Raw genomic sequence first — 22,835 nt, 5'->3', positions numbered from 1 at the left:
CCACTTTCCTGCTTGCTTGATCCTGCTCCTTAGATACGCTCCCCCCATGAGCAAAAACACCATGCATTCCGCGGGAATGCCCACCACTCTGGAGCAGGCCAACGAGCTGATTTATAAGCTCCTCGACCGCATCGCCGAGCTGGAGGACCGCCTCAATCAGCACAGCGGCAACTCCTCCAAGCCGCCTTCCAGCGACGGCCCCGGTGCACCGCCGCCGGCCCGCAAGCGTCCGGCGTCCGGCAAGCAACGGGGGGCGCAGCCCGGTCACAAGGGACATCGCCGCGAGCGGCATCCGCTTGATGCCCGCCTGACCCTGGTCCCGCATTACCCTGCCGCCGATTGCGCTTGCTGTGGCGGGGACATGGTGGCCCATGCCAAACCCTATCAGGTTCATCAGGTGTTCGAGCTGCCCGAGGTGAGCTATCTCGTCACCGAACACCAACTGTATCGTGCGACCTGCTCACGGTGTATCGGCACGACCCAGGCCGCACTGCCAGACAACGTCAGCAGCAGCCAGATGGGGGCCAATCTGCTCAGCTACATCGCGCTGCAAAGCGGCCAGTTTCACCAGAGCGTCAGCCAGATACAGCAGCAGCTCAAACAGCATTTCGGCCTGAGTTTTAGCCGGGGCGCCATCAGTGAGGCGCAGGGGCGGGTGAGTGCCATGCTCACCCCGACCTACCAGGCCATCAAGCAGCAGGTGCAGACGGCCACCCACGTTCATGCCGATGAGACCCGGCATCAGCGGGGTGGAGAGCGCCGCTGGATGTGGCTGGCGCTGAGCAAGATAGCCGTCTGCTTCATGACGGCCTATGGCCGTGGTCAGGAGGCGGCCAAGCGGCTGCTGGGCGCCGAGTTTGACGGGGTGCTGGTGACCGACCAGTACGCCGGCTACCGGTTTATCGACGCCGACCAGCGGCAACTGTGCTGGGCCCACGTGGCCCGCAATCTCGTGGCCATCGCCGAGAGTAGCGAGCAGTGCAACCAGCCCATCGGTGCCCGGTTGGTCTTGCTGGCGGATGCGGTGTTTCGTACCCGGCACCGTTGGGAAAGCGGTGCGTTGAGCAAGCAGAAATACCTGCGCAGGCTCGCGCGTTACCGGCAAAGCTGGCGAAGCCAGTTGGAGCGCGGCGCCCTGTTGTGCAGCAAACGCTACCGTGGACGATGCCAGTTGCTGCTGCGGGATGACGAGATGCTGTGGCGGTTTATGACTGACGACGAAATAGCGCTGACCAACAACGAGGCGGAGCGGGCGCTGCGTGGCTATGTGCTCTGGCGCAAGGGTAGCTACGGCGTGTGGTCTCACCGGGGCGAGCTGTTTCGCCAGCGCATCCTGTCGTTGGTGGAGACCGGCAAGCGATTGGGCCGCTGCCCACAGGAGTGGTTGAGGGCCGTGGTCAGGGCGTGCATCGAGAAGACAGATTATCCCATCCCGGCAGAACTGATGCCGTCAACCCCGTCCTGGTGAATAGATACTCGACGGCCTGGTGGAACTCATCAAGGCAAATATCGGCGACGAAGGTGGCGTGCGGATGACCGGCGGCGGCTTTGGCGGCTGCGTGGTCGCCCTGCTGCGCCCGGACAAGGTGGCCAGCGTGATCGCGGCGGTCGATGCCGAGTACCCGGCCCGCTTCGGCCTCAAGGCCGATTGCTATGTCTGCCGCGCCAGTGCCGGAGCAGGCAGGCTATGACGGCCTTCGAACTGGAAAACGAGGAGGGGCTGCGCCTGCGCGGCCTCGACTTCGGAGCCACCCTCACCTCCCTCACCCTGCCGGTCGCGGGGGAGCGGCGCGAGGTGTTGCTGGGCTGCGCCGATCAGGATTACCCCGACCAACAGGTGTGGCTGGGGGCCGTGGCAGGGCGCTTTGCCAACCGCATCGGCGGGGCCGAGCTGGTACGAGGGGGCGATCGCTGGCCCCTCGATGCCAACCAGCCGCCCCATTGCCTGCACGGCGGCAGGGAGGGCTTTCATCGCCGTACCTGGCAGATCAGGGAGCTTGAGGCGGATCGGGTCAGGCTGGCTTTGCTATCAAAGGCGGGGGATCAAGGCTTTCCCGGCAACCTGAGGGTGACCCTGGAGTACCGGCTGGAGCAGAGCGATCTGGTGGTGGAGTTTCGTGCCAGCACAGATGCGCCGACCCCGGTCAGCCTCACCAGCCACGCCTACTTCAATCTGGATGGCAAGCGTCCGGACGGCGGCGACGTACTCGGTCACACCATCAACCTCAATGCCGATCATTTCCTGCCCACCGACCCGAGCGGCCTGCCGCTCACGGTCACGCCGGTGGCAGGCCCCTTCGACCTGCGCCATGAACGCCCCATCGGCCAGGATTGGCTGAGCCATCCCCAGCAGCGCCAGGCCAAAGGCTACGATCACGCCTTTGTGCTGAATGGCCCCGAGCAGGAGTGGGCGGCCCGGGTGGTTTCCGCAGATCGGCAACTGGCGATGGAGGTCTACACCAACCAGCCTTCGCTGCAGTTCTACACCGGCAACTGGCTGGCCGGCACGGCGGGTCGCGATGGCCAGATTTTGCGGGATCACGACGGCTTCTGTCTGGAGGCACAGCAGTTGCCGGACAGCCCGAATCGTCCCGAACTGGGGGATGTCTGGCTGCTGCCAGGCCAGCAATACCGCCATCAGACCCGCTACCGATTCATCCGCGACTGACTTAAAGGTTTCATCATTTTTACATAGCCACCTTACTGACAATCGAGCAAGATAAGCCGCCCCGGGAGCACTCTCGGGGATTTTTTGCATCAACCCGGCTTTTACATCAACGAAGTAAGGACTTTTTGTTCGATGACTGATACCTATAGCCTGCTGGTCGCCTTTATTCTGGGCGTCGTCGAGGGGCTGACCGAGTTCCTCCCCGTCTCCTCTACCGGCCACATGATCATCGTCGGCCATCTACTGGGCTTTGAAGGGCCCAAGGCTGCTACCTTCGAAGTGGTGATCCAGCTGGGTTCCATCCTGGCGGTAGTCGCCGTCTTCTGGCGCCGTCTGTTTGGCCTCATCGGCATCCACTTCGGCCAGAAGCCGGCACCTGGCCATTCCACCCTGTCGCTGATCCACGTCATCCTCGGCATGCTGCCCGCCATCGTCATCGGTCTGGCTATCCACAGCTGGATCAAGGCCAACCTGTTTGGCCCGGTCACCGTCATGTACGCCCTGGTGGCAGGCGGCATCCTGCTGATCATCGCCGAGAAGTTCCGTCCCGCCGTCACCGCCGACACCCTGGACGACATCAGCTACAAGCAGGCGTTCGGCATCGGCCTGTTCCAGTGTCTGGCCCTCTGGCCAGGCTTCTCCCGCTCCGGCGCCACCATCAGTGGCGGCATGCTGATGGGGATCAGCCGCCACGCGGCGGCCGAGTTCTCCTTCATCATGGCGGTGCCCATGATGATGGCGGCCAGCACGCTGGATCTCTACAAGAGCCGCGACTTCCTCTCCATGGCGGATTTCCCCATGTTCGCGGTCGGCTTCATCACCGCCTTCGTGGTGGCCATGTTTGCCATCAAGACCTTCCTGGCGCTGATCCGTCGCCTCGACTTCATCCCGTTCGCCATCTACCGCTTCGTGGTGGCCTTCGCCGTCTATCTGGTGTTCGTGGCCTGACAACCTGCGCCGGCCAAGTAAAAAGGGACCATATCGGTCCCTTTTTTTGATCTCTACTACCCCTAATCTGACAGTTCCAACCAAAAAGCCTCGAACAAATCCTTCATCTCCATTACGACCGGGCAGAAGAGCAGGCTGCGCTGATCCTGTCGTCGGAGCAGGGTTGCTCCGTCATGGCAAGGAAAAAACCCTTAACAATCAGGGGAAAATAGCCTGGACAAGCCGCTTCGATATGCAGTAGAAATGGATAAGCACCATATTGCGGTTAATTTTCCGGATATTGGCGCCAAAAACAGTGAATTATCCGCCCGACTGTGAGCGGCGGGTCATCCCTATAGTTTTCTCCGGCCGATGCGGGTAAAATTCACGCCCTTATATATCAGTCATTTTTCGACGCGCAACCTTGGTGGTCAGTTATGAAAGAGCATATTCATCATCTACTTGAACAAACGGTAGCCAATCTCAAGTCAGCGGGCATCCTGCCGGCGGACCTGGAAGCCCGCGTGCAAGTAGACCGATGCAAGGAAAAAGCTCACGGCGACCTGGCCACCAACCTGGCCATGCTGCTGGCCAAACCGGCCCGCAAGAATCCCCGTGAGCTGGCTGCCGCCATCATCGAGCACCTGCCCGCCTCCGATCTGATCGCCAAGGTCGAGATCGCCGGCCCCGGCTTCATCAACTTCTTCTTCGACCCCAGCTGGCTGGCCGGTCAGGTGGAAGCCGTGGTGGCCAGTGCCAATGCCAACGTGAAGCTGCCTGCGCCGCAGACCGTGGTGGTGGACTACTCAGCCCCGAACGTGGCGAAAGAGATGGCGGTGCACCACATCCGCTCCACCGTCCTCGGTGACGTGGCCGCGCGCGCGCTGGAGTTCCTCGGCCATAAAGTGGTTCGTGCCAACCACATCGGTGACTGGGGTACCCAGTTCGGCATGCTGATCGCCTATCTGGAGAAGATGGAGAACGAGCACGCCAGCGACATGCAGCTCAAGGATCTGGAAGCCTTCTACACCCAGGCCAAGCGTCTGTATGACGAAGATGAAGCCTTCGCCGAGCGTGCCCGTAACTACGTGGTCAAGCTGCAGGGCGGTGACGAGTACTGCCGCTCCATGTGGAAGAAGCTGGTCGACATGACCATGGAGCAGAACCAGCGCAACTATGACCGCCTGAATGTCTCCCTGACCGACAAGGACATCATGGGCGAGTCCATGTACAACGACATGCTGCCGGAAATCGTGACCGACCTGAAAGCCCGCGGGCTGGCGGTCGAGAGCGAAGGGGCCACCGTCGTCTTCCTGGACGAGTTCAAGAACAAGGATGGCGAGCCCATGGGCGTCATCATCCAGAAGAGCGATGGCGGCTTCCTCTACACCACCACCGACATCGCCTGTGCCAAGTACCGTTATGAAACCCTGGGCGCCGACCGTGTCATGTACTTCATCGACTCCCGTCAGCACCAGCACCTGATGCAGGCCTGGACTATCACCCGCAAGGCGGGTTATGTGCCGGACTCCGTGCCCCTCGAGCACCACGCCTTCGGCATGATGCTGGGCAAGGATGGCCGTCCCTACAAGACCCGTTCCGGCGGCACCGTCAAGCTGGTCGACCTGCTGAACGAAGCCGAGGAGCGCGCCGCCGCCCTGCTCGAGAGCCGCAACAGCGATCTCTCCGCCGAGGAGAAGGCCGAGGTAGTCCACGCCATCGCCATGGGTGCGGTCAAGTATGCGGATCTCTCCAAGAACCGCACCACCGACTACATCTTCGACTGGGATCTGATGCTGTCGTTTGAAGGCAATACAGCCCCTTACCTGCAATACGCCTACACCCGGATCCAGTCCATCTTCCGCAAGGCCGGCATCAATGCCGAGACCCTGACCGGCAAGGTGATCCTGAGCGAAGAGGCGGAAGAGGTGTTGGCCCAGAAGCTGATCCAGTTCTCCGACGCAGTCAACGGCGTGGCGGACAAGGGCATGCCGCACCTGCTCTGTACCTATCTGTACGAGCTGTCCGGCAACTTTATGACCTTCTACGAAGCCTGCCCGATCAACAAGGATGGCGTCGACGAAGCCACTCGCCAGAGCCGTCTGCTGTTGTGCGCTGCCACCGCCAAGGTGCTGAAACTGGGCCTCGGCGTACTGGGCATCCACACCCTGGAGCGCATGTAATAGATGGCAACCCGGGATTATGTCGGCAACCGCCCGCGACGTCGGGCGGGTGGTCGCAACACCAGGAAAGCGGCGCCTCGCCGCTTTCCTGTTATCCCGGCCCTGCTGGCCGGTGCACTGCTGGCGGGTTTTGGTGCCTTCCTCTACATGATCAATGGCAAGGGCAACGATGCCCCCACCATCGAAGAGCAGGTGAAGGCCAACAAGCCCAAGGCCCAGAGCAATGGTCTGCCCCAGGAGAAGTGGAGCTACATCGAACGGCTGGAGAACAAGCAGGTCGATGTGATCGAACCGCCGCCCCAGCCGGGTGTGCCACCACCTCCGGCACCAACCGTCACCCTGCAGCCGGATAAATTGCCACAACCGGTACCGACCAATATTCCCCAGCCGGGAACGCCGCTCGGCCAGCAACCCTATCCGTCCAACCCGGCCACGGGGGCGCCGGTCGCCAGCGCCCAGGAGCAGGTGATCGACCGCAAGGCCGAACGGGAACGAATGGAACGCGAGATCCGTGCCGAGCTGGAGCGGGAACGTGCCGAAGCCGCCAAGGCCAAGGCGGCCCAGACTGCCGCCGACAACGGTCGCTACATGATGCAGTGTGCAGCCCTGCGCTCGCAGGATTCTGCCGAGTCGCTCAAGGCGCGCATCGCCTTCACCGCCGGCCTCTCCTCCAGCCTGCAGGTGATCAACGGTGCCAACGGCACCGTCTACAAGGTGATGGTGGGCCCTTTCAACGGCAAGGCGGCCGCCGATGCGGCCAACCGCAAGCTGCAAAGCTCGGGCATCAGCGGCTGCATTCCCAAGAAAGGGTAAGTGTCTCCTGACAGCGAGGGGCCGGGTTGCAAAACCCGGCCTCTCTTTTTCATGCCTGCCTTGCCCCCAGCCAACTGGCGCCCTGCGACGGGCGGGGTTGAAAAGCCCGGATGCCGTCCCCATCTCTGCTCTCATGCACACTCAGGCCGTTATTCGGCTCAAGCGAGGTAAGTAAAGTGACTACCATAGTTTCAGTTCGCCGCAACGGTCAGGTCGTCATCGGTGGCGATGGCCAGGTTTCTCTTGGCAACACCGTCATGAAGGGCAATGCCCGCAAGGTTCACCGTCTCTATAACGGCAAGGTGCTGGCAGGTTTCGCCGGCGGTACTGCCGATGCCTTCACCCTGCTCGAGCGTTTCGAAGCCAAGCTGCAGGCCCACCAGGGCAACCTGGAACGCGCCGCCGTGGCGCTGGCAAAAGACTGGCGCACCGATCGCGCCCTGCGCCGCCTCGAGGCCCTGCTGGCCGTCGCCGACGAGCACAAATCCTTCATCATCACCGGCAACGGTGACGTGGTGCAGCCGGAGCACGATCTCATCGCCATCGGCTCGGGCGGCAACTTCGCCCAGTCCGCGGCCATCGCCCTGCTGGAAAACACAGATCTGGATGCCAAGACCATTGTCGAGAAGTCCCTCAAGATTGCGGGCGACATCTGCGTCTTCACCAACGGCAACCACACCATTGAAGTGCTGGACTATAGCGACAAGTAAGTCAGCCACCCCATTTTCCAAGGGGCGGGCCCTGCCCGCCCCGGATACAGGAACGCCATCATGTCCGAGATGACCCCGAGAGAAATCGTCCACGAACTGGACCGACACATTATTGGTCAGGCCGACGCCAAGCGCGCGGTGGCCGTGGCCCTGCGCAACCGCTGGCGCCGCATGCAGCTCAATGAAGAGATGCGCCACGAGGTAACCCCGAAGAACATCCTGATGATTGGCCCGACCGGCGTCGGCAAGACCGAGATCGCCCGTCGTCTGGCCAAGCTGGCCAATGCCCCCTTCATCAAGGTCGAAGCGACCAAGTTCACCGAAGTGGGCTATGTGGGCAAGGAAGTAGACAGCATCATCCGCGATCTGACCGATGTCGCCATCAAGCTGGTGCGCGAGACCGAGATGGAGAAGATGAAATACCGCGCCGAAGAGGCCGCCGAAGAGCGCATCCTCGACGCCCTGCTGCCCAACCCACGCAACACCTGGGGCGAGGAAGAGAAGGCCGACAACTCCAACACCCGCCAGATCTTCCGCAAGAAGCTGCGTGAAGGCCAGCTGGATGACAAGGAGATCGAGCTGGACCTGGCCGCCTCCCCGATGGGCGTGGAGATCATGACCCCGCCGGGCATGGAAGAGATGGCCAACCAGCTGCAGGGCCTGTTCCAGAACCTGGGCCAGAACCAGAAGAAGAAGCGCAAGATCAAGGTCAAAGAGGCCATGAAAGTGCTGATCGAAGAGGAGGCGGCCAAGCTGGTCAACCCGGAAGAGTTGAAGCAAAAGGCCATCGCCGCAGTCGAGAACAACGGCATCGTCTTCCTCGACGAGATCGACAAGATCTGCAAGCGAGGCGAGAGCTCGGGCCCGGACGTTTCCCGTGAAGGGGTACAGCGCGACCTGCTGCCCCTGGTCGAGGGTTGCACCGTCAACACCAAGCACGGCATGGTCAAGACCGATCACATCCTGTTCGTCGCCTCCGGCGCCTTCCAGATCGCCAAGCCGTCCGACCTGATCCCCGAGCTGCAGGGTCGCCTACCGATCCGGGTCGAGCTGACCGCGCTGACCACCGAAGATTTCGAGCGGATCTTGACCGAGCCGAACGCCTCCCTGACCGATCAGTACCAGGCGCTGATGGCCACCGAAGGGGTCAAGATCGAGTTCACCAAAGATGGCATCCGCCGTCTGGCCGAAGCGGCCTGGCAGGTCAACGAGCGCACCGAGAATATCGGCGCCCGTCGTCTGCACACCGTGATGGAGCGCCTGATGGAAGACATCTCCTACGACGCCTCCGAGAAGTCCGGTCAGACCTTCGTCATCGACACCGACTACGTCAATGCCCACCTCGGCAAGCTGATTGAAGACGAGGATCTGAGCCGCTTTATCCTGTAAGGCCCGCGCCTCACACTTTCCAAACGCCTCCCTTTGTGGAGGCGTTTTTATTTTCTTGCCCTCCCCATCCCTGCTCAAAAAAAGCGCTTTCCTCTTTTACCACCTTGATTTATACATACGTATAATAATCATACAAAATCTGTATACCATGGAGAGGGCACCATGCACCCGACCCGCCAGAAACTGCTCGACACCGGCCTTGAGATTGCCACCGACAAGGGGCTACGCGGCCTCACGGTGCGCGAGCTGGCGGCCGCCGCCGGAGTGAACCTAGGCTCCTTCGTCTACCACTTCGGCAACCGCGACGCCTTCATCGACGAACTGGTGGAGCTCTGGTACGCCCCCCTCTTTGATGAGCTCAAGGCGGTGGCCGCCCGCGGCGCCTACCCCGATGCCCTCACCCAGTTCGAGGCCACCATGCAGGCGCTGATCGCCCTGGTGGGGCGCCAGCGCGGCTTCATCAACCACCTGTTTGGCGATGCCCTGGCAGGGGAAGGCGCCGCCCAGCGCTTCCTGCTCAGTCTGCCACGCCGCCACCCCCTGCTGCTGCTCGAGCAGGTGCAGCGGGCCCAGGCCGAAGGTTCGCTGGTGGCGGGCAACCCGGTGCAGCTGATGATCTTCATCATGGGGGCGGTCGGCCTGCCCCTGGTGATCGCCGGTGGCGGGCGCCAGCTCGGCTGGCTGCCCGAGCAGGCCGCCCCCTTCCTCGCCCACATCGACAACCCCGAGGCCGCCCAGCAGCGGCTGATCTGGGCCCTGCGCGGCCTGCGCCGCCCCCAAGGAGAACCCCTATGAAGCAACGCATCGCACTCTTGGCCGTGCTGCTGACCCTGATCGGTGGCTATCTCTGGTGGCAGGGGCGGCCCGCCGACGGCTCCGTCCTCTACGGCAACGTCGACATCCGCGACGTGAACCTGGCGTTTCGGGTCGACGGCCGGGTCAGCGAGGTGCTGGTGGACGAGGGGGACGCGGTGCAGGCCGGCCAGTTGCTGGCTCGCCTCGACCCGGCGCCGCTGATCCATAGCCGCGACAGCGCACAGGCCAACCTGACCGCGCTCACCGCCGCCAACGCCTTGATGCACAAGGGGTATCGCAGCGAGGAGACGGACCGCGCCCGGGCGTCCCTCAGTGCCGCCGAGGCCGCGGCTCTCGAGGCCGACAAGCAGTGGCGCCGCCAGAGCGCCTTGGCCGCCACCGGCGCCATCTCTCGCGGCCAGCTCGACACCGCCCGCTCCCAGCGGGATCAGACCCGCGCCCAGGTACGCGCCGCCCGCGAGCAGCTGGCCCAGCTCGAAACCGGCTACCGCCCCGAGGAGATCGCCCAGTCCGATGCCCAGCTGGAAGGGGCCAAGGCAACGCTTGCCAGCGCCGAGCTGGCCTTGGCCGATGCAGCCCTGACCGCCCCGAGCGACGGCATCATCCTCACCCGCGCCGTCGAGACGGGCAGCATGGTGCAGACCGGCGCCACCGCCTTCAACCTGTCACTCATCACCCCGGTCTGGGTGCGCGCCTACGTCGAGGAGCCCTGGCTCGGTCACTTCCCAAGCGGCGCCAGGGTGCAGCTCACCACCGACTCACGACCGGACCAGCCCTATCAGGGAGTGGTGGGGTTCGTGTCGTCCAGCGCCGAGTTCACGCCCAAATCGGTGGAGACGCCGGATCTTCGCACCCACCTGGTCTACCGGCTGCGCATCGTGGTGCAGGATCCGGACCCGGCCCTGCGCCAGGGAATGCCGGTCACCGTCAGGCTGGCCCCATGAGCGCCGCCATCCGGCTCGACGGGCTGACCAAGCGCTTTGGCGAGCGCGTGGCGCTGGATGCCATCTCGGCCACCATACCGGGCGGCGGCATCACGGGGCTGGTGGGGCCGGACGGGGCGGGCAAGAGCACTCTGCTGCGCCTGCTCGCCGGCCTGCTGGTACCGGAGGCCGGGCAGAGCCGGGTGCTCGGGCTCGATCCGGTGCAGGAAGGCGATGCCTTGCGCCAGCGCCTCGGCTACATGCCCCAGCAGTTCGGCCTGTATGAAGATCTCAGCGTGCTGGAGAACCTCACCCTCTACGCCGACCTGCGCGGCGTGGTGGAGCCCGAGCGCAGCCCGACGTTTGCCCGGCTACTCGCCTTCACCGATCTTGCCCGCTTCACCGCCCGCCCGGCGGGCAAGCTGTCGGGAGGGATGAAGCAGAAACTCGGGCTCGCCTGCGCCCTGCTCGGCCAGCCCGAGGTGCTGCTGCTCGACGAACCCGGGGTCGGGGTCGACCCCATCAGCCGCCGCGCCCTGTGGAAGATGGTGCGCGAACTCGCCCAGGGGGGCATGACGGTGCTCTGGAGCACCGCGTATCTGGATGAGGCGGAGCTGTGCGATCACGTGCTGCTGATGGCGGACGGTGCGGTGCGCACCAGCGGCACCCCGGCGGATCTGATGGGGGCCATGGCGAGCCGCTGCTGGCTGCTGGATGCGGGCAACCTGGACGGGCGGGCCCGGCGCGCCCTGCTGCGCCGGGCCCTGGCCCACCCGACCGTTATGGACGGCGCCGTGGCCGGGGAGCGGGTGCGCCTGCTGCTGCGCCCCGATGCAGCGCCGCCTCCCCTCGGCGAGCTGGGGCTGAGCGAGGGGTCCTTCGCACCGACCCCGGCCCGGCTGGAGGATGCCTTCATCGATCTGCTCGGCGGCGGGCCGGGCGGGGAGTCGAGCCTGGCCGCCACCATGGCCGAGGCCGAGCTGCCGCCGGGGGTCTCCCCCGAGGCGGTGATCGAGGCGCGCCACCTCACCAAGCGCTTCGGGGACTTTGCCGCCACCGACGACGTCAGCTTTGCGGTGCGCCGGGGCGAGATCTTCGGCCTGCTCGGCCCCAACGGGGCGGGCAAGTCCACCACCTTCAAGATGGAGTGCGGCCTGCTGCGCCCAAGCGGCGGCCAGGCCCTGGTGACCGGCATCGATCTCGCTCACAGCCCGTCGGCGGCGCGCCAACACCTCGGCTACATGGCCCAGAAGTTCTCCCTCTACAAGCAGCTCACCGTGGCCCAGAACCTGTCGTTCTTCGCCGGCATCTACGGCCTGTTCGGCCGCGCCCAGCAGGCGCGCATCGACGCCATGGTGGAGGCCTTCGCCCTCTGGCCCTGGCTCGGTCAGCAGGCCGAAGCCCTGCCCCTCGGGCTGCGCCAGCGCCTCTCGCTCGCCTGCGCCCTGCTGCACGCGCCGCCACTGCTGTTTCTCGACGAGCCCACGTCGGGGGTCGACCCGGTCACCCGGCGCGAGTTCTGGTCCCACATCAACGCCCTGGCCGATCACGGGGTGACCGTGCTGGTCACCACCCACTTCATGGACGAGGCGGAGTATTGCGACCGCATCGCCCTCATCTACCGCGGCAAGCTGCTGGCCCTCGGTACCCCGGACGAGCTCAAGGGGCAGGCGGCGCAGGCAATGCCCGTCAATTCGTCACAAACCATGGCCTTACCCACCACCTCTTTGCCCACCATGGAAGAGGCTTTTATCACCCTGGTCGAGCGGGCCAGCGAGGAGGACGCATGAGCATCAGCCACCGCCGTCTGCTGGCCCTGTGCCGCAAGGAGTCGCTGCAGATCGTGCGCGACCCGAGCAGCATACTGGTCGCCTTCATCATGCCGGTGGTGCTGCTGGTGGTGATGGGGTACGCCATCAACCTGGACGTGGACCACCTGCGCCTCGGAGTGTGGCGTGCCGACGGCGGGGCGCCGGCAATCCGCTTCGAGCAGGCCCTGCGCGGCTCGACCGCGCTGGAGGTGCACGGGGGCGCGAGCAAGGAAGCGCTGCTGGGGAGCCTGGAGCGCGGCGAGATCCGGGGGCTCCTGGTGATCGACGAGGGCTTCTCCCGCGCCCTGGCGGGCCAGGGGGGCAGCGCGCCGCGCATCGCCCTGCTCACCGACGGATCCGAGCCCAACACGGCGAACTTCGTCACCAACTATGTGCAGGGGATCTGGCAGGGCTGGCTTCTCAGTGAGGGCAAGCCCCGGAGCCAGCCGGTGGAGCTGCGCACCCGCGCCTGGTTCAACCCGGCACTGGTGAGCCGCAACTTCCTGGTGCCAGGCTCCATTGCCGTCGTGATGACCATCATCGGCGCCCTGCTCACCTCCCTGGTGGTGGCCCGGGAGTGGGAACGCGGCACCATGGAGGCCCTCCTCGCCACCCCGGTGACCAAGGCCGAGCTGCTGCTCTCCAAACTCATCCCCTACTACGGGCTCGGCATCGCCGCCATGTTCATCTGTTTGCTCTTCTCGGTGGTTGTGATGGGGGTGCCCTGGCGCGGCTCCCTGGCCGTCCTGTTCCTGGTCACCAGCCTGTTTCTCGGCAGCGCCCTGGGGCTCGGGTTGTTTCTCTCCACCGTGATGCGCAGCCAGTTCAACGCCGCCCAGGCGGCCCTGACGGCGGCCTTCCTGCCGGCCATGATGCTCTCGGGCTTCGTGTTCGAGATCGCCAGCATGCCACCCCTGCTGCGGGCCATCACCCACCTCATTCCGGCCCGCTACTTCGCGAGCTCCCTGCAGACCCTCTATCAGGCGGGCAACGTGATCTCGATCCTGCTGGTCAACGCCCTCTGCCTGTTGCTGCTGGCCGCGTTCTGGCTGGCCCTCACCGCCCGCAAGACGCGGCGAACCCTGGAGTAACCATGCTGACTCGACTCTGGTGGCTGGTGCGAAAAGAGCTCTCGATCCTGCTGGGCAACACCCAGGGGCGCTTCCTGCTGATCATGCCGGTGCTGCTGCAGACCGCCCTGTTCCCGTTCGCCGCCACCCTGGAGGTGACCGGCAACACGCTGGCCGTCTACAACCAGGACGGCGGCGCCGAGAGCCGCGAGCTGCTGGAGCGCCTGACCCATATGCCCGCCTTCACCACAGTGCTGCCGGTAGCGGGCGATGCCGGCGTGACGGCGGCGATCACCGAGCAGCAGGCCCTGCTGGCGCTGGTCATCCCCCCCGACTTCTCGCGCCGGCTGGCACGTGGGCAGAGCGCGCCGCTGCAGCTCATCGTCGACGGGCGCCGCTCCAACGGCGGCCAGGTGGCGGCGGGCTACATCAGCCAGGTGATCGCCCGCTGGCAGAGCGAGGGGCGCGGCGCACCCGAACTGCTGGTGCGCCACCTCTACAACCCCAACATCGAGTTTCGCTGGCACGTGCTCCCCTCCCTGGTGGCCATCATCACCACCATCGGCTGCCTCATCGTCACCGCCCTGTCGGTGGCGCGCGAACGGGAAGAGGGCACCTTCGACCAGCTGCTGGTCTCCCCCCTCACCCCGGGCTGGATCATGGCGGGCAAGGCGGTGCCCGGCATCCTGGTAGCGGTAGGACAGGGCACAATCGTCGCGCTGGCGGCCCGCTTCGTCTACGCGGTGCCGTTTTCCGGCAGCCTGACCCTGCTGCTGGCCGGCATGATCTGCTACGGCCTGGCGCTGGCCGGCATCGGGCTCTTCATCTCGTCGCTCTGTTCGACCCAGCAGCAGGCGTTTCTCGGGGTCTTCTGCTTCATGGTGCCGGCGGTGATCCTCTCGGGCTATGTCTCGCCGGTGGAGAACATGCCGCAAGTGTTCCAGTGGCTCGCCGCCATCGATCCCCTGACCCACTTCATCGTGCTGCTCAAGGGGGTCTTCCTGAAGGGGCTCGGCTGGTCGGCGGCCTGGCCGCTCCTGTGGCCGCTCATCGCCATCGGCGGCGTCAGCCTCTCCCTGGCACTCGCCCTGTTCCGTCGCCATATCGCGTGAGCAGGTCCCACAATCCCTCACTCAAGGGGTCCTGACGCAGAGTGCCGCCCCTGCCCGTCGAACACAAAATTTTTATCTTTTTCGTCAGATAGATATTCCCAACACACCCCTTTCAGGCTGTGCCGAAGCATGGTCTGAATGCTCCATCCATATACCTATTTATGTATATGATTGAATTTTCTCCAATTACCCCTGACGAGATATATAAATGGACACTTGATTTGCATCAATTGTCCGCTCCCTCCGACTGGGTAGCCTAGCCTCAGAATGTCGTTTTATTACTCCAAACTAGAGGCAATTATGAGCAAAGTCAGACTGGTCGTTGTCGGCAACGGCATGGTGGGGCACCGCTTCATCGAAGAGCTGATCGAACGGGCCGACCCGGGCCGGTACGAGATCACCGTCTTCGGTGCAGAACCCCGTCCCGCCTACGATCGCGTCCATCTCTCCTCCTACTTTTCCCACCACACCAGCGAAGATCTCTCCCTCGTCAAACCCGGTTTCTACGACAAGCACGGCATCCGCCTGCTGCTCGGCGAGGCGGTGAAAAAAATCGACAAAACGGCCCGTGAAGTGCACTCCAACAAGGGCACAGTGGTCGGTTACGACAAGCTGGTGCTGGCCACCGGATCCTATCCCTGGGTACCGCCCATTCAGGGCAGCCAGCACCACGAGTGCTTCGTCTATCGCACCATCGAGGATCTCAAAGCCATCCGCAACGCCGCCAAGAGCGGCAGGAGCGGTGTGGTGATCGGGGGCGGCCTGCTTGGCCTCGAAGCGGCCGGTGCCCTCAAGGCATTGGGTCTCGAGACCCATGTGGTGGAGTTTGCCCCTGTGCTGATGGCCGAGCAGCTCGACGGTCAGGGCGGCCAGCTGCTGCGCCGCAAGATTGAATCCATGGGCGTGCAGGTGCACACCAGCAAGAGCACCAGCGAGATCCTGATGCATGGCGGTGAGCAGGCGAAACACCGCCTCGCCTTTGCCGACGGCAGCCAGCTGGAAGTGGACGTGATGGTCTTCTCTACCGGCATCCGCCCACAAGACACCCTCGGTCGCTACGGCGATCTGGCCATCGCCGAGCGCGGTGGTATCGTCATCGACGATCACTGCCTCACCTCCGACCCCGACATCTATGCCATCGGCGAGTGTGCCGCCTGGCAGGGTCGCTTCTTCGGGCTGGTGGCGCCGGGCTACAAGATGGCCCAGATCACCGTCGACCATCTGCTGGGCGGCGACAGTCGCTTCGAAGGGGCTGACATGAGCGCCAAGCTCAAGCTGCTCGGCGTCTCCGTCGGCTCCATCGGTGATGCCCACGGCCGCACCCCGGGCAGCCACAGCTATGTGTTCCAGGACGACCAGGCCGGCGTCTACAAGAAGATAGTGGTGAGCGAGGACAACAGCCGATTGCTCGGCGCCGTGCTGGTGGGTGACGTGGAGGATTACGGCAACCTGCTGCAGATGATGCTCAACGCCCTGCCGCTGCCAAGCCACCCGGACACCCTGATCCTGCCCGCCTACGCCGGTGCCAAGCCGACCCTGGGGGTGGATGCCCTGCCGGAAAGCGCCCAGATCTGCTCCTGCTTCGACGTCTCCAAGGGCGACATCGCCCAGGCCGTCGCCGAGGGTCACACCACCCTGGCCGCCATCAAGCAGCACACCAAGGCCGGTACCGGCTGCGGCGGCTGCGTGCCCCTTATCAGCCAGGTGCTCAACGCCGAGCTGGTGAAGCAGGGCATCGAGGTCAACAACCACCTCTGCGCCCACTTCCCCCACTCCCGCCAGGAGCTGTTCCATCTGGTCAAGGTGGAGGGGATCAAGAGCTTCGACGAGCTGCTGGCCAGGCACGGCCACGGCTATGGCTGCGAGGTGTGCAAACCGACGGTCGGCTCCATCCTCGCCTCATGCTGGAACGACTATGTGCTGAGCCCGCTCAACACACCTCTGCAGGACACCAACGACATCTTCCTCGGCAACATGCAAAAGGACGGCACCTACTCCGTCATCCCGCGCATGGCCGGTGGCGAGGTGACCCCGGAAGGCCTGCTGGCGGTGGCCGAAGTGGCCCGCGACTACAAGCTCTACACCAAGATCACCGGCGCCCAGCGCATCGGCCTGTTCGGGGCCCAGAAGGATGATCTGCCCGCCATCTGGCGCAAACTGCTGGCGGCGGGTTTCGAGACCGGTCAGGCCTACGCCAAGGCGCTGCGCATGGCCAAGACCTGTGTCGGCAGCACCTGGTGCCGCTTCGGCGTACAGGACAGCGTCGGCCTCGGGGTCTTCCTCGAGAACCGCTACAAGGGCATTCGCACCCCGCACAAGATGAAGTTCGGTGTCTCCGGCTGTACCCGTGAATGTGCGGAAGCGCAGGGCAAGGATGTCGGCATCATCGCCACCGACGCGGGCTGGAACCTCTATGTGGGCGGCAACGGCGGCATGAAGCCGCGCCACGCCGATCTGCTGGCCTCGGACCTCGACCGCGAGAGCCTGATCAAGCTGATCGACCGCTTTATGATGTTCTACGTCACCAGCGCCGACAAACTGCAGCGCACCTCGGTCTGGCTCGGCAACCTGGAAGGGGGCGTCGACTACCTGCGCGAGGTGATCGTCGACGACAAGCTGGGGCTGGCCGACACCCTGGAGCGCGATATCCAGACCCTGATCGACAGCTACGAGTGCGAATGGTCGCGCACCCTCAACGAAGAGCAGGCGTTGCAGCGCTTCAGCCACTTCATCAACAGCGACAAGCGCGACCCGGACGTCCAGTTCGTCAGCGAGCGTGACCAGCACAGACCGGCGACCCCGGCCGAGCGCATCCCCGTCTACCAGATCGAGGTGGAGACAAAATGATGAAATTAGCCTGCCAACTCAATGACATACTCCCTGGCACCGGTGTATGTGCCCTGCTGGAAGGTCGCCAGATCGCCCTGTTCCGCCCAAGTGCTGCGGCCGAGGTGTTCGCTATCGACAACCGGGATCCCTTCTTCGCCGCCAACGTGCTGTCACGAGGCCTTATCTGTGAACACGACGGCGAGCTCTGGGTGGCCAGCCCCCTCAAAAAGCAGCGTTTTCGCCTGAGCGATGGCCACTGTTTCGACAACCCGGCCATGTCGGTACAGAGCTATCCCGTCGAAGTGCGCGACCAGCAGGTCTGGGTCGCCGTCTAAACCCGATTTCACTCTCTTTCGGGCTGCCTGAGGGCAGCCCTTTCAAGGACTCAAAAGATGTACACGGAAACGATCAACAAGTGCGCCGCCAACGCGGCCCGCATCAACCGCTTCGAGCGCAGCGACAAGCTCGGCTTCTGGCTCAGCTCCGCCATGGCGGGGGCCTATGTGGGCCTTGGCATCATCCTCATCTTCACCCTCGGCAACCTGGTGGAGCCCACCGTGCGACCGCTGGTGATGGGGGCCACCTTCGGCATCGCCCTGACCCTGGTGATCATCGCCGGCTCCGAGCTCTACACCGGTCACACCATGTTCCTCACCTTCGGGGTGAAGACGGGCAAGATCACCATGGGTGACCTGCTGCGCATCCTGCCGCAGACCTGGGCGGGCAACCTGCTCGGCTCCATCGCGGTGGCGCTCATCTACTCCTACGGCGGCAGCCTGCTGCCGGATGCGGGCAGCCTGGCGCACAAGGTGGCGCTGGCCAAGACCCAGGCACCGGCCCTGACCCTGTTCATGAAGGGCATCCTCTGCAACTGGCTGGTCTGCCTCGCCATCTGGATGGCGCTGCGCACCGAGGGTGCCGCCCGCTTCATCGCCATCTGGTGGTGCCTGCTGGCCTTTATCGCCTCCGGCTACGAGCACTCGGTCGCCAACATGACCCTGTTCGCCCTCTCCTGGTTCGGCGCCCACTCCGAGGCCTACACCCTGGGCGGCATCGGCCACAACCTGCTGTGGGTAACCCTGGGCAACACCGTCTCCGGCGCCCTCTTCATGGGCCTCGGCTACTGGTATGCCACCCCCAAGGCTGAGCGCCCGGTCGCGGTGAGCGACGCCGCCAGCACCGCCAGCCAGACCCAAACCGCCTGATCCGGAGGCCCCATGGACTACTTGCCCATCTTTTGCCGACTCGACAACAAACCCGTGCTGCTGGTCGGCGGCGGCGAGGTCGCGCTGCGCAAGGCGCGCCTGCTGCTGGATGCCAGCGCCCGCCTCACCGTGGTGGCGCCCGAGCTCGACTCCGAGCTGGCGGAACTGGCCGCCAACGAGAGCATCGAGTGGCTGGCCGGTGAATTCGCACCGGCACACCTGACGGGCAAGTGGCTGGTGGTGGCCGCCACCGATCGGCGCGAGGTGAACGCCCTGGTCTACCAGAGCGCCAACCAGGCGCGGATCTTTGCCAACGTGGTGGATGACCCCAAGCGCTCCAGCTTCATCATGCCGTCCATCATCGACCGCTCGCCGCTGATGGTGGCCATCTCCTCCGGCGGCAAGGCCCCGGTGCTGGCCCGGCTGCTGCGGGAGAAACTCGAAGCCATGCTGCCCCAGCACCTGGGCGCCGTGGCGGCCTTTGCCGGCAGCCTGCGGGATCGGGTCAAGGCGCGCTTCGCCAGCATGGGGGAGCGGCGCCGCTTCTGGGAGCGGCTGCTGGGGGCGGATCGCCTCGGGCAGGCGCTGGCCCGCGGCGATCACGCCTGTGCCAATCAGCTGGCCGATACCCTGTTTGCCGATGAAAGCCAGACCGGTGGCGAGGTGGTGCTGGTCGGTGCCGGCCCCGGCGATCCGGGCCTGCTCACCCTGCACGCTCTGCGCCAGATGCAGCAGGCGGACGTGGTGGTCTATGACCGCCTGGTCTCCGACGAGGTGATGGCGCTGGTGCGCCGCGACGCCAAGCGCATCTTCGTCGGCAAGCAGGCAGGCAACCACTGTGTACCTCAGGAGGGGATCAACCAGCTCCTGCTGGAGGAGGCGAAGAAGGGGCAGCGGGTGGTGCGGCTGAAGGGGGGCGACCCCTTCATCTTCGGCCGTGGCGGCGAGGAGCTGGAGACGCTTGTTGGTACTGGCATTGGCTTTCAGGTGGTACCGGGGATCACGGCGGCCAGCGGCTGCGCCGCCTATGCCGGCATTCCCCTCACCCACCGCGACCATGCCCAGAGCGTGCGCTTCGTCACCGCCCACGGCAAGGAGGGTGCCCAGGATCTCGACTGGCCATTGCTGGCAAAAGACAGGCAGACCCTGGTGTTCTACATGGGGCTTTCATCCTGCGCCACCATCCGCGAGCAGCTGCTGGCCCACGGCAAGGGGGGCGACACCCCGGTGGCGCTGATCGAGCGCGGCACCCAGCCGAGCCAGCGGGTCATTCGCGGCACCCTTGACCAGTTGCCCACGCTCGCCATCGGCGTCGAAAGCCCGGCCCTTATCATGGTGGGCTCCGTGGTGACCCTGGCCGAGCAACTTGCCTGGTTTGGACAAGGCCAACACGCCCTCTCCCGCCAGGCCCTCGCCTGAGCGGTCTTGGCATGTGAGTCATGAGGCCACCGCAAGGTGGCCTCATTTTTATCCAGCCATCACCGAATCCCGGTCATAACCTGTTGTTTTAAGTCTGGTATCCTATGGGCATTCGGCCTATCGGCCACCAGCTCAGGAATTTTTTCATGTCTCTGCCCCTCAAAAACAGCGCCAAGCAGCGCGCGGAAGACAGATCCCGCATTCTCACCCTGCTGCTGGGCGACGATGCCCTCACCGACAGTCTGATCGACCCCCAGCTTGAACAGGATGCGGGTCAGCGCGACCAGACCAGCCAGCTGAGCGGGCTGGTCAACGGCCTGCCCGCCGCCGACATCGCCGATGCCCTCGAATCCCTGCCTCCCGATGAACGCCACGCCCTCTGGCATCTGGTGAGCGAAGACAAACGCGGCCAGGTGCTGGTCGAGGCATCGGAGACGGTGTGGGAGAGCCTCATCAGCGGCATGAGCGACCGCGAGCTGCTGCATGCCCTGCGCTCCCTCGACATCGACGATCAGATCTATCTGGGCCAGTACCTGCCGCGCAACCTGATGGGGCGGCTGCTCACCTCCATGGCGCCCGTCGATCGGGATCGGGTGCGCGAGGTGATCCGCTACGGCAAGCACACGGTCGGCGCCATGATGGACTTCGAGCTCATCACGGTGCGCCCCGACGTGAACCTCGCCACCGTGCAACGTTTCCTGCGGCTGCGGGGCAAGATCCCCGCCAACACCGACAAGCTGTTTGTCATCGACAGGCGAAACCACCTGCTCGGCGAACTGGCCCTCACCACTGTGCTGCTGCACAAACCAGCCACCTTGGTGAGCGAGGTGATGGAACAGGATCCCATCACCTTTGATCCCGAAGACAACGACGAGGCGGCGGCCCGTACCTTCGAGCGGGATGACCTGCTTTCTGCCGCCGTGGTGGATGCCAAGGGCAAGCTGATGGGCCGCCTCACCGTCGAGGAGATCGTGGATGTGGTCTATGAAGAGAGCGACACCGATCTGCGCCGCATGGGGGGGATCAGCGAGGAGGAGGATGTGTTCGCACCGGTCGCCAAGGCGGTGAAGACCCGCTGGGCCTGGCTCGCCCTCAACCTCTGCACCGCCTTCGTGGCGTCGCGGGTGATCGGCCTGTTCGAGCACACCATCTCGCAACTGGTGGCGCTGGCGGCCCTGATGCCCATCGTCGCCGGGATCGGCGGCAACACAGGCAACCAGACCATCACCATGATAGTGCGGGCGCTGGCGCTGCAGCACATTCAGGCGGGCAACCTCTCCTTCCTGCTGTTGCGGGAGCTGGGGGTGGCCTTCATCAACGGTCTGGTGTGGGGCGGCATCATGGGAGTCGTCACCTTCCTGCTCTATCAGGATGCGGCGCTGGGCGCCGTGATGACGCTCGCCATGGTGCTCAACCTGCTGGTGGCGGCGCTGATGGGGGTCATCATCCCCATGACCATGAGCCGGCTGGGGCGCGATCCGGCGGTGGGGGCCAGCGTGATGATCACCGCCATCACCGACACCGGCGGCTTCTTCATCTTTCTGGGGCTGGCCACCCTGTTCCTGCTGTAAACAAGAAGGGAGCCGGCGGCTCCCTTCTTTGTCATGCTCGACTTCTGCGACAGGCGCAGCTCAGGGTCTGGCGTTACGCCCCTGCTGCCACCCCTTGCCGAGGGCACGACCGATGGGCACCACCGGGGCCAGCCGGACGCTGTCGACAGCCTGGGCACCATGACCCCGCTTGAACAACAGCACCAGGCGCACTACTTTCTCCTTCGGGCAGCCGAGCCAGAGCGCCCAGTGCGGCCCCTTGTGATGAAGCCAGAGTCCGTAAAACCAAGTCATCCGGTTTCCCTTGATAAAACGGGTGATGGAGGATTCAGGCGCCGGTACGCAGCGCTTCGAATCCCATGGCGTGTTCGATGCCATATGCCACTCCTCCTTGACTGACAGGTCACTCAGGTACGTCGACTCATCCCTTGGCAACGTCCTGCCTTGCTTCGAGTGAGATCAGGATGACCCTGGCCTATGTGCCGGCCGGCCCTGCGACACTCCCCTTCTATCCCGTGAAGGTCTGCTTGCGGTTGTCATTGTGCGGCGCTCGCCCCGTGGGGCGGAGCAGCCAGACCCTGGCGGTCTGGCCCTGATCTGAGCATATATCCGAAACGGGCGGTTTGCGGGCTGGCGCGGGGGACAAAAAGGGCGAGGTTCAGGATCTGCTTGAATTGGCAGGAAAGAGGCGCAGAAACGACACGGCCTCCCGAAGGAGGCCGTGTGGCGAGAGAGGAGATTACATCCAGTCGGCGTTGCGGATCACCCCGACCGCCAGCCCCTCGATGGTGAGATGCTGGCTGGCGAGATCCACTTCGATGGGGGAGAGCTCTTCGTTCTCCGGCAGCAGCCACACCTGACTGCCCTTGCGCTGGAAGCGTTTGACGGTGACATCCTCGTCAAGCCGCGCCACCACCACCTGGCCGTTGCGCACCTCCTGGGTCTTGTGCACCGCCAGCAGGTCACCATCCAGGATGCCGATGTTCTTCATGCTCATCCCCTGCACCCGCAGCAGGAAGTCGGCGCGCGGGTGGAACAGGGCGGGATCGACCTGATAATGGCTCTCGATATGCTCCTGGGCCAGGATGGGTTCACCGGCAGCCACCTTGCCGATCAGCGGCAGGCCGCTCTCTTCCAGCGCCTCTTCCTCTTCGAGCAGCAGACGGATGCCGCGGGACGTGCCCGGCATGATCTCGATGACCCCTTTTTTGGCCAGGGCCTTCAGATGTTCCTCGGCCGCATTGGCCGACTTGAAACCAAGCTTCTGGGCAATCTCGGCGCGAGTCGGCGGCATGCCGGTCTCGTTCATGTTCACCTTGATCAGCTCCAGCACTTCGGCCTGGCGGGGGGTAAGGGGTTTCATAGAATTGGCACCTGTCTTTTTATACAGCACACTGGCAGTATATACAG

General features: G+C 64.5%; 20 protein-coding genes and 1 pseudogene. 19 read left to right on the top strand and 2 right to left on the bottom strand.

What is annotated here, in order from left to right:
- The first annotated feature begins 46 nt into the window (after positions 1–46).
- From I6L37_RS04930 to mgtE, 18 genes and pseudogenes are all read left to right on the top strand, one after another.
- Entirely contained in the window at positions 47–1,468 is a 1,422-nt protein-coding gene (locus I6L37_RS04930) for an IS66-like element ISKpn15 family transposase (RefSeq protein ID WP_032495448.1), read from the top strand.
- A gap of 7 nt (positions 1,469–1,475) precedes the next feature.
- A pseudogene (locus I6L37_RS04925) lies at positions 1,476–1,691 on the top strand (galactokinase); the annotation flags it as partial.
- Entirely contained in the window at positions 1,688–2,668 is a 981-nt protein-coding gene (gene galM, locus I6L37_RS04920) for a galactose-1-epimerase (protein WP_216993415.1), read from the top strand. The pseudogene I6L37_RS04925 and the gene galM, both read left to right, overlap by 4 nt.
- Positions 2,669–2,800: 132 nt before the next feature.
- A complete protein-coding gene (gene bacA / locus I6L37_RS04915) occupies positions 2,801–3,616 on the top strand; it encodes an undecaprenyl-diphosphate phosphatase (RefSeq protein WP_026457483.1) in 816 nt (271 codons plus the stop codon).
- 416 nt (positions 3,617–4,032) lie between these two features.
- Positions 4,033–5,778: an arginine--tRNA ligase gene (argS, locus tag I6L37_RS04910; protein WP_042070632.1), complete on the top strand. Its 1,746-nt coding sequence runs from the start codon at positions 4,033–4,035 to the stop codon at positions 5,776–5,778.
- A gap of 3 nt (positions 5,779–5,781) precedes the next feature.
- Complete coding sequence (locus I6L37_RS04905; protein ID WP_216993414.1) at positions 5,782–6,591, top strand: SPOR domain-containing protein; 810 nt, start codon at positions 5,782–5,784, stop codon at positions 6,589–6,591.
- Positions 6,592–6,767: 176 nt separating this feature from the next.
- The gene (gene hslV / locus I6L37_RS04900; RefSeq protein ID WP_216993413.1) at positions 6,768–7,301 is read left to right on the top strand and encodes an ATP-dependent protease subunit HslV; all 534 of its coding nucleotides are present in this window, start codon (positions 6,768–6,770) and stop codon (positions 7,299–7,301) included.
- 60 nt (positions 7,302–7,361) lie between these two features.
- Positions 7,362–8,690, top strand: a complete 1,329-nt coding sequence (gene hslU / locus I6L37_RS04895) for an HslU--HslV peptidase ATPase subunit (protein ID WP_042070635.1) — start codon at positions 7,362–7,364, stop codon at positions 8,688–8,690.
- 162 nt (positions 8,691–8,852) lie between these two features.
- Positions 8,853–9,485: a TetR/AcrR family transcriptional regulator gene (locus I6L37_RS04890; protein ID WP_216993412.1), complete on the top strand. Its 633-nt coding sequence runs from the start codon at positions 8,853–8,855 to the stop codon at positions 9,483–9,485.
- Entirely contained in the window at positions 9,482–10,450 is a 969-nt protein-coding gene (gene hlyD, locus I6L37_RS04885; RefSeq protein WP_216993411.1) for a secretion protein HlyD, read from the top strand. Before I6L37_RS04890 ends, hlyD begins: the two co-directional genes overlap by 4 nt.
- Positions 10,447–12,219 carry an ATP-binding cassette domain-containing protein gene (locus I6L37_RS04880; protein WP_216993410.1) on the top strand — a complete coding sequence of 591 codons (1,773 nt, stop codon included), beginning with the start codon at positions 10,447–10,449 and terminating at the stop codon, positions 12,217–12,219. Before hlyD ends, I6L37_RS04880 begins: the two co-directional genes overlap by 4 nt.
- On the top strand, positions 12,216–13,331 hold the full coding sequence (locus tag I6L37_RS04875; protein ID WP_216993409.1) for an ABC transporter permease: 1,116 nt from the start codon (positions 12,216–12,218) through the stop codon (positions 13,329–13,331). Before I6L37_RS04880 ends, I6L37_RS04875 begins: the two co-directional genes overlap by 4 nt.
- A 2-nt stretch (positions 13,332–13,333) precedes the next feature.
- Entirely contained in the window at positions 13,334–14,422 is a 1,089-nt protein-coding gene (locus I6L37_RS04870; protein WP_216993408.1) for an ABC transporter permease, read from the top strand.
- Positions 14,423–14,722: 300 nt separating this feature from the next.
- Positions 14,723–17,269, top strand: coding sequence for a nitrite reductase large subunit NirB (nirB, locus tag I6L37_RS04865; RefSeq protein ID WP_216993407.1), 2,547 nt, complete (start codon positions 14,723–14,725; stop codon positions 17,267–17,269).
- Complete coding sequence (nirD, locus tag I6L37_RS04860; RefSeq protein ID WP_182934228.1) at positions 17,269–17,586, top strand: nitrite reductase small subunit NirD; 318 nt, start codon at positions 17,269–17,271, stop codon at positions 17,584–17,586. Before nirB ends, nirD begins: the two co-directional genes overlap by 1 nt.
- A gap of 57 nt (positions 17,587–17,643) precedes the next feature.
- Positions 17,644–18,456 carry a nitrite transporter NirC gene (gene nirC / locus I6L37_RS04855; RefSeq protein WP_216993406.1) on the top strand — a complete coding sequence of 271 codons (813 nt, stop codon included), beginning with the start codon at positions 17,644–17,646 and terminating at the stop codon, positions 18,454–18,456.
- Positions 18,457–18,468: 12 nt separating this feature from the next.
- Positions 18,469–19,875: a siroheme synthase CysG gene (gene cysG / locus I6L37_RS04850; RefSeq protein ID WP_216993405.1), complete on the top strand. Its 1,407-nt coding sequence runs from the start codon at positions 18,469–18,471 to the stop codon at positions 19,873–19,875.
- A 146-nt stretch (positions 19,876–20,021) separates the two neighbouring features.
- Positions 20,022–21,446 carry a magnesium transporter gene (gene mgtE / locus I6L37_RS04845; protein ID WP_216993404.1) on the top strand — a complete coding sequence of 475 codons (1,425 nt, stop codon included), beginning with the start codon at positions 20,022–20,024 and terminating at the stop codon, positions 21,444–21,446.
- A 60-nt stretch (positions 21,447–21,506) separates the two neighbouring features.
- Here the strand turns inward: mgtE and I6L37_RS04840 are convergent, their stop codons facing one another.
- Complete coding sequence (locus I6L37_RS04840; protein ID WP_156130576.1) at positions 21,507–21,719, bottom strand: hypothetical protein; 213 nt, start codon at positions 21,717–21,719, stop codon at positions 21,507–21,509.
- Positions 21,720–21,889: 170 nt separating this feature from the next.
- Here I6L37_RS04840 and I6L37_RS22175 point away from each other — a divergent pair, with 170 nt between their 5' ends.
- Complete coding sequence (locus I6L37_RS22175) at positions 21,890–22,021, top strand: hypothetical protein (protein WP_268856164.1); 132 nt, start codon at positions 21,890–21,892, stop codon at positions 22,019–22,021.
- A 143-nt stretch (positions 22,022–22,164) separates the two neighbouring features.
- Here I6L37_RS22175 and lexA read toward each other — a convergent pair whose 3' ends face one another.
- Complete coding sequence (lexA, locus tag I6L37_RS04835) at positions 22,165–22,788, bottom strand: transcriptional repressor LexA (RefSeq protein ID WP_042027239.1); 624 nt, start codon at positions 22,786–22,788, stop codon at positions 22,165–22,167.
- Between the last annotated feature and the right edge of the window lie 47 nt (positions 22,789–22,835).

It is taken from the genome of Aeromonas sp. FDAARGOS 1407, assembly GCF_019048725.1.
In the GTDB taxonomy this organism is placed as follows: Bacteria; Pseudomonadota; Gammaproteobacteria; order Enterobacterales; family Aeromonadaceae; genus Aeromonas; species Aeromonas enteropelogenes.
Note: the sequence above shows the minus strand (reverse complement) of the source record. Positions and strands in the feature narration are given on the sequence as shown.

Coding starts and splice junctions, on each gene's coding strand:
- I6L37_RS04930 (WP_032495448.1), top strand. CDS start 47: ATGAGCAAAAACACCATGCATTCCGCGGGAATGCCCACCACTCTGGAG.
- galM (WP_216993415.1), top strand. CDS start 1,688: ATGACGGCCTTCGAACTGGAAAACGAGGAGGGGCTGCGCCTGCGCGGC.
- bacA (WP_026457483.1), top strand. CDS start 2,801: ATGACTGATACCTATAGCCTGCTGGTCGCCTTTATTCTGGGCGTCGTC.
- argS (WP_042070632.1), top strand. CDS start 4,033: ATGAAAGAGCATATTCATCATCTACTTGAACAAACGGTAGCCAATCTC.
- I6L37_RS04905 (WP_216993414.1), top strand. CDS start 5,782: ATGGCAACCCGGGATTATGTCGGCAACCGCCCGCGACGTCGGGCGGGT.
- hslU (WP_042070635.1), top strand. CDS start 7,362: ATGTCCGAGATGACCCCGAGAGAAATCGTCCACGAACTGGACCGACAC.
- I6L37_RS04890 (WP_216993412.1), top strand. CDS start 8,853: ATGCACCCGACCCGCCAGAAACTGCTCGACACCGGCCTTGAGATTGCC.
- hlyD (WP_216993411.1), top strand. CDS start 9,482: ATGAAGCAACGCATCGCACTCTTGGCCGTGCTGCTGACCCTGATCGGT.
- I6L37_RS04880 (WP_216993410.1), top strand. CDS start 10,447: ATGAGCGCCGCCATCCGGCTCGACGGGCTGACCAAGCGCTTTGGCGAG.
- I6L37_RS04875 (WP_216993409.1), top strand. CDS start 12,216: ATGAGCATCAGCCACCGCCGTCTGCTGGCCCTGTGCCGCAAGGAGTCG.
- I6L37_RS04870 (WP_216993408.1), top strand. CDS start 13,334: ATGCTGACTCGACTCTGGTGGCTGGTGCGAAAAGAGCTCTCGATCCTG.
- nirB (WP_216993407.1), top strand. CDS start 14,723: ATGAGCAAAGTCAGACTGGTCGTTGTCGGCAACGGCATGGTGGGGCAC.
- nirD (WP_182934228.1), top strand. CDS start 17,269: ATGAAATTAGCCTGCCAACTCAATGACATACTCCCTGGCACCGGTGTA.
- nirC (WP_216993406.1), top strand. CDS start 17,644: ATGTACACGGAAACGATCAACAAGTGCGCCGCCAACGCGGCCCGCATC.
- cysG (WP_216993405.1), top strand. CDS start 18,469: ATGGACTACTTGCCCATCTTTTGCCGACTCGACAACAAACCCGTGCTG.
- mgtE (WP_216993404.1), top strand. CDS start 20,022: ATGTCTCTGCCCCTCAAAAACAGCGCCAAGCAGCGCGCGGAAGACAGA.
- I6L37_RS04840 (WP_156130576.1), bottom strand. CDS start 21,719: ATGACTTGGTTTTACGGACTCTGGCTTCATCACAAGGGGCCGCACTGG.
- I6L37_RS22175 (WP_268856164.1), top strand. CDS start 21,890: ATGACCCTGGCCTATGTGCCGGCCGGCCCTGCGACACTCCCCTTCTAT.
- lexA (WP_042027239.1), bottom strand. CDS start 22,788: ATGAAACCCCTTACCCCCCGCCAGGCCGAAGTGCTGGAGCTGATCAAG.